Genomic DNA, 8,832 nt, shown 5'->3' on the forward strand with positions numbered 1-8,832 from the left:
CACCTGCCCCAGCCGCGCCCGCTCCGGCAGCACCTGCTGACGGCGGCTAAAGGGACGCCTTCTTGGGATGCAGGATTTTTAGGAGGAATGACCGCCTCCGTTTGCGGGGGTGTTCGTCAAGAGGAGCATTAGCGTGCGCTAACACTGTCCGGGACCAGCGGGCTTTCCCCCCAACTTTAGCCCGCTGCAGGTCGGGCTGTAACCCGGTCGGCCCGCGCTCGGAGGAGGAGCGCGGGCTTTTCCTTGTCAGTCCGACGCGCCAGACAAGGCGGAAGGCCGGCGCCGCTAAGGGGGTGAGGTAGAATGCCCAGGGACCAGCCCGGCGAATTGGGGTCCGCCACGCACTCCGCCGTTCGGCTCCTTGCGCGCGGGGCGTTTGTCCTCAGCCTTTGCGCCGCTTGGACACATCTTCTTCCGAAATGGGCTTTCCTTGTCCGGTGTTCTCGCCAATCCCGGACTTGGCTGCAAAACTATAAAGAAGGCCTGCCACGACAAGCACCAATAGCGTGCCGAGTGCCGCCACCTGCCACAGACCTAGCCCGCACGCTACGCCAATTGCCCCGGACAGCCACATGCCTGCACCGGTCGTCAGCCCGTGGACCTCGCCTCTCGAAAACAAAATCGATCCGGCAGCAAGGAACGCCACGCCAGCGGTAACCGCTTCGACGACACGAATCGGATCGACTTTCACGGAGTCCTGCAGAAACATCGGCGCGTGGACGATTTCAATCGTCAGAATACCGAAAGTAGCCGCTGCCACGCAGACCAGGATATGGGTGCGAAGCCCGGCAGGCCGATTTCGCCATTCTCGTTCGAAACCGATGGCAGCACCGAAGATCGACGCCAGCAGAAGCCTCGCCGCAATAACCGGAAACGGGAGGTATGTCGGATGGCCGAATTCTTGGAAAAGCTGTTGCATGCGTAACCCGGGCTGACCGGCCACAACGTGCTCGGGCCGGCCCGGTTCCCCAAGGTCTGTCGGAGGTAGCGCGCCTAGGTCAGGGCGGGGGGCTCTGCTAGCTTACCACTGACTTTGACCGGTTTCCCCTGCCGCTTGGGGGCCGGGGGCTGCCGTAGGAGGGGATCGAGACGCTGACACGATCCTCCGTCACCCGCCCGCGCACTGTCGCCGTGATGGCGACCTCGTCGCCGATGTTTATGCCCCGAGCCATCTGATGATGATGATGGGGCGGCACGTTGGCTAGTCAAGAGGTTGCTAATATGCCTTGACCGGCAATAGCACGGCCTAAGGCGGTTCCCAGGGCCGATTGCGACGCCGAAGGCGCCCTTGATGATCTTGCTCGCATCCTGAAAGCCCGCAAATCAGCCTGCGGGAGCGCTGCGCCTTTCCAACTGTAACCAATGCCCGCTTTCCATGGCTGCTACCATAGATCGCAACGTTAAGTCTGTGAATTCCTCACCGTAATGGCGGTTATTGCACCAGTCTGCTAGAACTTAGTGGGGGATTTGCAGCGCGGAACTAAGCCTCTCCGACGGCGTTCAAAAGTTGGGTCGGTTTGCATGAAAGGGGATTGTCGGATGCGATCGATTCTTTCGGCTGTTCTGGTGATGGCATCGAGCGCGGCAATTGCTCAACAAGCTCCACTCGAACAGCAGCGATGCTGGCTAGGTGGCATGGGGTACTCCCCCGGCGCAACGGTGCGGGCCAGTGATAGCGTAATGATGTGTTCACCTGCCTTCGTTTGGGAGGCCACCAAAGCCTCTGCGTGGGGGTGCATCTACAAGGGCGAGTTCTATAGCGCTGGCGCTATCACGGGCGGAGACCAGGCCTGGAACGAGTGTCAACCTGATGGCACTTGGAGATGGATAAGCCCCAAATAGCAGTGCCCGAGAGCGGCGATGGTGGCTAGGAAGGTCTGGTAACGGAGACTGCTGTCATGCCGTCGACCTTGCGATACGCAAAACGGAGTACGATCCGGATAGAATGGGGAGAAAGCTGTAGACTTCGGAATATGTGAGTTGCAATGGAAAGCGTGCAATGGTCACCGGGCTTCCCGGGGCATCGGAGCCGCGATCGCGCTGGCGCTGGCAGAGAACGGTGCTGACGTCGCGTTCACGTACCAGAGCTCGGCCAAAAAAGCTAAGCGATGGCCAAATCCATCGCGCGCACAGGACGTCGCGCAGTCGCCATCGAAGCCGACAGCGCCGCCCCGGAGGCTATCATGCGCTCTGTGAGCGAAGCCGTCTCGGCGCTCGGTGGACTCGATATCCTCGTCAACAGCGCGGCAACGGCCACACTGGAGCCATCGCCGACATCGACGTGAATGACTATCAGGCCGTGATGGACGTTAACGTGCGAGCGCCGGTGTTGTTTGCGAAAGCAGTCATTCCGCATCTCAGCGAAGGGGGACGCATCATCACGATCGGTTCGTCCTTGGGGGAGCGGGTCCCGTTCCCAGGCATAACGGCTTATGCGATGTCCAAGGCGGCACTTACCTCCTTCACGCGCGGTCTTTCGCGCGAACTCGGCCCGAACGGCATCATCGTCAATCTTCTGCAGCCCGGGGCGACCGATACGGATTCAAATCCGGCGGATGGCGAGGCTGCCGATTTCCAGCGAAGCCTGACGTCTTTGGGACGCTACGCCCAGCCGCGCGAAGTCGCCAACGCTGTGGTCTTTCTGGCAAGTCCCGCCGCGAGCGTGATTACGGGCGCCATCTTGACCGCCGACGGCAGTGCAATCGCCTGAGCCAACTTGATATTCGCCAGCAGGCCAATCGCCTGCTGCAAGCTGCATCGAGCACGGCCTCGTCGCGGACTGCATGTGCCGAAACCGAACCTGCCGGTCGCATTTAGGCCCGGCGCTACAAGGCAGGGCCGTTGGATTTCAGGCGGAAGGGAAAGTTTGTCTGAACGACTGAGTTGAAGGCGAGAACCAGACCAGGCAAATTTGCCTGAAAAGGGGCCGACAGCGGAATGGCGGCTTAGAGCCGCAAATATCGAAAGGCGGGCATTCGCGTCCGGGAGGGCATAGTCGTGACCTGACCTAGACTAAGCGGACCGGCAACTTGCGCACCGATCAGTCGTTGAGGAGGCCTTACCAGAATCCCAGCAGCGGAGATTTCATCGGGAGGATCCGCTGCGTATCCGCACCCTGTGCGATCAGGTGCAACCGGGTACCAGCTTGGGGCCGGGCCGGTTCTTATCCCGTCGCTGAAGGTCGCGCCGTTCGTTCGAGCAGGTCGAAAAGCCATGCCACACCCGCATCCATCAGGGCAGCCTTCGACGTGATCGCGCAGATGCGCGAACGAATGAGAGGTAATGGGGGCTCTACGCCGACCAGGCCGAAATACCGGCTATACATTGCCAAAAAACTCCTCGGAAGCGCAGCGATAAGATCCGTCTCCGAGATCACACCGAGCGCGAACATGAAGTTGGGGACGGTAAGCGCAGCCCGGCGCTTGCGTCCCTGCTCGGCAAGAAAATCGTCAACGAAGCCGTAGGCATCGCCGGTGAGCGAAACGACCAGATGCTGCTCCTGGCAGTAAGCATTTAGCGTCGGATTCTTGCTGAACGGGTGGCCAGCTCGCATCGCGATCACGAAATCCTCTTCGTAGAGGGCCCGGGCGACAAAGCGCGCCGGAACGGCGTTGTCAGCCGGGACCACCGCAATATCCATCGCACGCGCCTCAATGTCCGGGAGAACCGGGTCCCAAACACTATCGGTCGTCCTAACGGCACGCGGCGGAAGGATCTGGCGGACGCTGATATCGACCCCCGGTGCGGACACATGCAGGGCGGAAAGCAACGGGGACAGGAAAACGGCCGAGACGCCATCGGGTGCGCCGATCTTGAAGCGGCGCGTGGATGTGGCGGCGTGGAATGGCTCGGCAGTAGCGATAACGCTGCGCGTTCGCGTGAGAATGTCGGCGACCGGTGCGGCCAGGTCCATCGCTCGCTCCGTCGGTACCACGCCCTTCGGTGTTCGCAGGAACAGCGGATCATTGAGCAGCCGTCGCAGTCGGCCGAGACCATGGCTCACGGCCGACGGCGAGAGACTGAGCCTTTCCGCCGCCTGGCCGACGTGCCGCTCTTCCAGCACGACCTCGAACAGGACGAGCAGATTGAGGTCAACTCGCGATAGATCAATCTCATTCAGCATATCGCTGAAAACATGTCACTGGATTCAGGTCTCTGCAAGTGCGATTTGCAGCGACAGACAAATCGTACGAAGAATTTCATGTCACGAGCAGCCGCTGAGGTCCTGCAACCAATCATTGCCAAACCCGGCACGCCTCCGATCTCTGCCGTCGGAACGTCCCTCGTTGTTCGAGAGTGGACGATGTCCGGCCCCGATTGGATGCATGTACATGAGTCGGACGACGAGGCATGGCACGTGCTGGAAGGGATGCTTCGCTTCAAGTTCCTGGATCGGGAGGTCGATGCCACCCCCGGAACGACGGTCTTCGTGCCCGCCGGCCTTGCGCACACCTATCAGGCGATCGAGCCGAGCCGCTACCTCATCATACTGACGCCGAAGATCGACCGTCTCATCGAGAGATTGCTGGATCCGACGGAGGTTTCCGATTTGCGCACGACGCTCGGCGAATTCGACACAGTAATGGTCGATCGCCCTGCAAACGACGGAGCAGACATTCACACGCCGCAGCATGGAGGCTTGGATGCCGTTGACGTTTGAATGGGCCGCCCACATGCATGGGCTGTACTCTCGGGAGGCTTTTCTGGAGCTGGCAGCGCTCACCGGATTAGAGTTGCCGCATCGCAGTGCGTCTTCGAGAGAAGCCGCTCGAGGATCCGAGGAGGCACATAAGACCCGCGACGAACTGCATCGGCAGCGCGGCTACGCGCCCAAGGATCAGCGCGCGCGCTTGTCCGACGTCGTGACCCGATTGTGGAGACGGCAGCGGCTATGATGCGGCAATAACCGGTCGTGCCGGGACTACGGCTGCCGAGCAGTTCTTACACAAGCGAACAAACAGATGATCATGCCTTCCGATCACGCTGGGGCAGTATGGCGGCTGGTACGTGATCGCGGCTAACCGCCTTGTCGGGTTCTGCGGCTTCAAGGGTCCCCCGGACCCGCGCGGCCTCGTGGAGATCGGCTTTTCGATCGCCGCGCCGCACCAGCGAAATGGATACGCCCGCCAAGCGGTCGCCCTCCTCCTCGCTCGTGCTTCTGCCGACCCAATCGTGACCGGTGTCGCCGCAAGGACGCTTCCACACTTGGAGGCATCGCGTCGAGTGTTGGAAGCCTGCGGGTTCAAGCTCAGCGAGACAATCGCGGACGACAAGCTCGGCGTTGTCCTTCGTTACGTTCGCTCTCTCATCGACGTGCTGAGTCAGTGATGAACAGAGGCGCTTAATATCCCACTGACAAACCGGGGGCTCGGTTCCACTGAGCACCCATCCAAAACGCAAGTAACCAAACCAGACGGGAGCTTTAAGATGTCGCCATCTCTTCGACGGGCTCGCCCGCATGATGATGCATGGACGAGCCCTCCCACTCTCCCCATGCAGCCCATTTTCCCAGTCGATGCCGTCGCATTCTGGCGCGAGGCAGGACCCGAGCTGTGGTTCGCAAAGGACGGAACCTTCGACCGGCGGTTCCGGCATTGCTTCTCAGCCGCCCATGACGCGGCCGCCAGTCCCGCCTTCGATCATTGGATGGCGTCCGCCTATGGCAGCCTGGCTCTGATCCTGTTGCTGGACCAGTATCCTCGCAACGCCTTCCGCGGATCGCCGCGCATGTACGCCACCGATGAAAAGGCACGTCGGCTCGCTTCCACGGCGATTGAGCTCGGACACGACAGGCAAGGACCTCAGGACCTGCGGCTCTTCTACTATCTGCCTTTCGGCCACTCGGAGGATCTCGTCGATCAGGATCTGTCCGTGTCGCTGGCTCACCAGTTGGGCGAGCCATATTTCGCGCGGGCGAAGCACCACCGCGAGATCGTCCGCCGCTTCGGGCGCTTTCCCCATCGCAACGCTATTCTCTCGCGTGAAAGCACCGCGGAGGAGCTGCATTTCCTGGCCAACGGAGGGTTCGCAGGATGAGGTGGACAACGTTGTTGGCAGCCAGCTTGTTGAGCACCGCGACAGCGCTCGGGGGCGGCGCGCGCGGGACGGTCAAGACCAAGGAGGAGGGGGTAGTTGAGGTCGAGCGCACCGTCTTGTCGCCATTATCGTCCTTGGCGTATTAGCCGTGGCAGCGGCGATCGCCATCATAAGTATGTTGCCGCACTAGCTAGGAAGAAACCCGCCCGGCCGAGGGGCAACCGGAGCGGGCTTTTTATGTGGGCCTGAAACGGGTAGGTGCCTTCCGTTTCTACCATATAATCAACTTGCAACCGCCATTTGGGTTCCGTTCAGGGCTGAAAGACATAGCCAGCGCTATGTCGGGCTGATGCAGCATCAAGTCCGCTTATCCACCAACGGCGTCTTCCGATTCGGCGGGACATAGCTGGTCACCAGCCTGACCTTATCGATATCCACCGTGACCGCCGGGCTTAGACCGATCGTCACCTTGCTCTCATCGACCCGCAGGACGTCGCCGACGAGTTCGATCTGGTGGCCGCGCTTCACCTTCAACGTCTTGTCAACGATCGAATGCGGGTACCCATAGGAGGGGATGGAAACGCTGATCCTGTCCTCGGTGACGCGCCGACGGACTGTCGCGGTTATCGCCACCTCATCACCGATCTTGATGCCCCCTAAGCCATCCTTCGATTCTGGGGCGGCGTATTATGTAGTCAAGAGGATGCTAATATACCAGACAGCGCGCTTCGCTAGCGGAGACGGTCCAGCGGCTTGGTTGCGGAGGGTGGCAGCTAGAGGCCGCTGGGCCTGACCAGCGAGCCTTAGGGGAGCTCGCCTGGCTGGCAGATACATGAGCTAAAGCTAATGGAAGCGAAACATGCGAACGAATTACGTGGCGGGAATTCCGCCCGTCGCTTCGCAAATGTAGCGGCGGGGGAGCGGACGCCACTGATCGGCCGCGTCAATCACCCGCGTTGGCGAGGAAGACCTTCGGCATGCCTCGCTGCAGGACTTTCGCGAGGCAAATGATCGCCACGCGATGGAACATTGCGCTGACTTAGAAGTTTGGGATTGGGTGAATCTAGCGCAGAATTTGCCCCGTCACGCCCACCTCCGTGGGTTTCGGGCCCGTTCCGGACCTCTCAACCGGGACGGGCTCTAGACGCAAAACCCCCCTCAGGGAAAACGCAAGCATAGCCCGCCAAGAAAAAAGAAGCGTTCAGAAAGCCATTGTTGCTATCTGCTTGGGGTTTGCCTCAGTTTGGAAACTGTAGAACGATTGCTTCGAAGATGAGATGGGTTCTCAAGCAGGGGTGGCCGTGCTCGTCACGTACAGTGAGTGCCAGTTCCTGCCGATCGGCTCTGGGTATTACATTCTTTGACCATTCGGCGAGAGCTTGCGCAGCTTCCGCTTTGGCGGCCGCCAAATCCGGCAACTCCAAGCCAATGTCATCGACGATGGCGAGCTCGTTGCTTTCATCCCAATCGAAGTAAAAGCGAGGCATGATCGCGTCTAACCTCAGGCTGGGCCGGATGTTCCGCTCAGCCTTTGAACCTCTGAATAGATTGGCAACAGCAAGGCATTCGTCCCCGGCAGGGCGTGCTTGACACTCAGGCTTTCCGCAGCCTTACACCGGCGCCGCCCCCATTCTCGGGATGAACTCGACGCCGGCCGCTTCAAGGGCGAGCCGCACAAAGTCTAGAGCCTCCAGGGCCGCCAAAACTTCCCGGTCTCAAAGTTCGAGATTGAGTTTCGATGAACCCCCGCCGCCTTGGCCAGGTCTCGAAAGGGGAATACCATGCGAAAGACAACGCGCGCCGGAGCAGCCGGCGTGGGCATCCTGAAAACGGCCAAATCGCTTCCTATATTGGCCGAAGGTGCAATCGCATAGGCAAGGGTGTCGCATGATCAGACTTGTCGTCAGTGCCCTGGTCGTCGCCGTGGCCAGAGCGGACCGTAAACCCTCTTCACCGCGAGGATTCCCGTCATGGCTAGAGAAGGGTCTCTGAGAAGATCGACATCGGTCTTGACTAGGGCTCGGCGGCTCGGACGAAAGATCCTGCGCTGGCTGGAGGGAGACAGCCAATCCCAACAGCTCAGAGACGAAGTTCTGTTTTGGAGACACTGGTTCTCCACTAAGGGATCATTCTGGCCAGAGGACTACAAGGAACGTCTTGACCCCAATTTACCAATTCAGGATCACGTTGGGCGATATGTCGACAGGTTGACGACCAACCCAGTTTCCATACTCGATGTGGGCGCTGGCCCCTTGACGAAGCTCGGCAAAGTACATGCCTCGAAAGAGATCATGATTACTGCAACTGACCTGCTGGCAACAGAATATGATCAAGTTCTGAGAGATTTTGGGATCCAACCTCTTGTGCGAACAGTCTTTGGTGACGCCGAAAATCTTAGCACCCAATTTGGCGAGTACAGTTTCGACATCGTGCATGGGCAGAATTGTATAGATCACACGGCTAGTCCACTCAAGGCAATACAACAGATGCTCTCGGTCACAAAACATGATGGTTTCGTCGTGCTTTATCATGCTGAAAACGAGGGAAAGACGGAATCGTACAAGCAGCTGCACAAGTGGGACTTCACATGTGAGAAAGGACATTTCGTTATCAGAGGGCCTGGACCGGGTGGGGATTCGGTGGATGCCACTGACGCGCTGGCCGCGGTAGGGTCTGTTGAATGTAGCTTGGATGACGGCGCGGTGCTTGTTGCAATCCGAAAGCATCCGCAAAGAGTGTCTTCGACGAACTGCTAAAGGCGCCTTGCTACACCATGAAGGCCGTCCAGATGAAGGC

8 protein-coding genes and 1 pseudogene are annotated in these 8,832 nt (G+C 59.7%); 5 read left to right on the plus strand and 4 right to left on the minus strand.

All coding sequences use genetic code 11. The features are described 5' to 3' along the window. Positions 1-382 precede the first annotated feature (382 nt). Positions 383-919: an MgtC/SapB family protein gene (locus EOA86_RS11605; RefSeq protein ID WP_029353246.1), complete on the minus strand. Its 537-nt coding sequence runs from the start codon at positions 917-919 to the stop codon at positions 383-385. Positions 920-1,999: 1,080 nt separating this feature from the next. On the opposite strand from EOA86_RS11605, the pseudogene EOA86_RS11610 reads away from it, so the two are divergent. Next, positions 2,000-2,710: pseudogene (locus EOA86_RS11610) on the plus strand (SDR family oxidoreductase). A 453-nt stretch (positions 2,711-3,163) separates the two neighbouring features. Here the strand turns inward: EOA86_RS11610 and EOA86_RS11615 are convergent. Further along, the gene (locus tag EOA86_RS11615) at positions 3,164-4,123 is read right to left on the minus strand and encodes a LysR family transcriptional regulator (RefSeq protein WP_128341751.1); all 960 of its coding nucleotides are present in this window, start codon (positions 4,121-4,123) and stop codon (positions 3,164-3,166) included. A 180-nt stretch (positions 4,124-4,303) separates the two neighbouring features. On the opposite strand from EOA86_RS11615, the gene EOA86_RS11620 reads away from it, so the two are divergent. From EOA86_RS11620 to EOA86_RS11630, 3 genes are all read left to right on the plus strand, one after another. Beyond that, positions 4,304-4,660, plus strand: a complete 357-nt coding sequence (locus EOA86_RS11620) for a cupin domain-containing protein (RefSeq protein WP_165778602.1) — start codon at positions 4,304-4,306, stop codon at positions 4,658-4,660. 323 nt (positions 4,661-4,983) lie between these two features. Further along, complete coding sequence (locus EOA86_RS11625) at positions 4,984-5,328, plus strand: GNAT family N-acetyltransferase (RefSeq protein WP_348633339.1); 345 nt, start codon at positions 4,984-4,986, stop codon at positions 5,326-5,328. Positions 5,329-5,493: 165 nt separating this feature from the next. Beyond that, positions 5,494-6,036, plus strand: a complete 543-nt coding sequence (locus tag EOA86_RS11630) for a DUF924 family protein (RefSeq protein ID WP_206630002.1) — start codon at positions 5,494-5,496, stop codon at positions 6,034-6,036. A 357-nt stretch (positions 6,037-6,393) separates the two neighbouring features. Here EOA86_RS11630 and EOA86_RS11635 read toward each other — a convergent pair whose 3' ends face one another. Together EOA86_RS11635 and EOA86_RS11640 are read right to left on the minus strand one after the other, a co-directional pair. Further along, positions 6,394-6,669, minus strand: a complete 276-nt coding sequence (locus EOA86_RS11635; RefSeq protein ID WP_245497228.1) for a hypothetical protein — start codon at positions 6,667-6,669, stop codon at positions 6,394-6,396. 605 nt (positions 6,670-7,274) lie between these two features. Next, the gene (locus tag EOA86_RS11640; protein ID WP_128341759.1) at positions 7,275-7,523 is read right to left on the minus strand and encodes a hypothetical protein; all 249 of its coding nucleotides are present in this window, start codon (positions 7,521-7,523) and stop codon (positions 7,275-7,277) included. Positions 7,524-8,006: 483 nt separating this feature from the next. Between EOA86_RS11640 and EOA86_RS41185 the strand changes: the two genes are divergently transcribed. Next, complete coding sequence (locus EOA86_RS41185; RefSeq protein WP_128341760.1) at positions 8,007-8,792, plus strand: methyltransferase domain-containing protein; 786 nt, start codon at positions 8,007-8,009, stop codon at positions 8,790-8,792. Positions 8,793-8,832 lie beyond the last annotated feature (40 nt).

The sequence above is a fragment of the Mesorhizobium sp. M5C.F.Ca.IN.020.32.2.1 genome, from assembly GCF_004023105.1.
Lineage (GTDB): Bacteria > Pseudomonadota > Alphaproteobacteria > Rhizobiales > Rhizobiaceae > Mesorhizobium > Mesorhizobium wenxiniae.

Excerpts from the sequence above, each read along its gene's own strand:
- EOA86_RS11605 (WP_029353246.1), bottom strand. The coding sequence starts at position 919 with ATGCAACAGCTTTTCCAAGAATTCGGCCATCCGACATACCTCCCGTTT.
- EOA86_RS11615 (WP_128341751.1), bottom strand. The coding sequence starts at position 4,123 with ATGCTGAATGAGATTGATCTATCGCGAGTTGACCTCAATCTGCTCGTC.
- EOA86_RS11620 (WP_165778602.1), top strand. The coding sequence starts at position 4,304 with ATGTCCGGCCCCGATTGGATGCATGTACATGAGTCGGACGACGAGGCA.
- EOA86_RS11640 (WP_128341759.1), bottom strand. The coding sequence starts at position 7,523 with ATGCCTCGCTTTTACTTCGATTGGGATGAAAGCAACGAGCTCGCCATC.
- EOA86_RS11630 (WP_206630002.1), top strand. The coding sequence starts at position 5,494 with ATGCAGCCCATTTTCCCAGTCGATGCCGTCGCATTCTGGCGCGAGGCA.
- EOA86_RS41185 (WP_128341760.1), top strand. The coding sequence starts at position 8,007 with ATGGCTAGAGAAGGGTCTCTGAGAAGATCGACATCGGTCTTGACTAGG.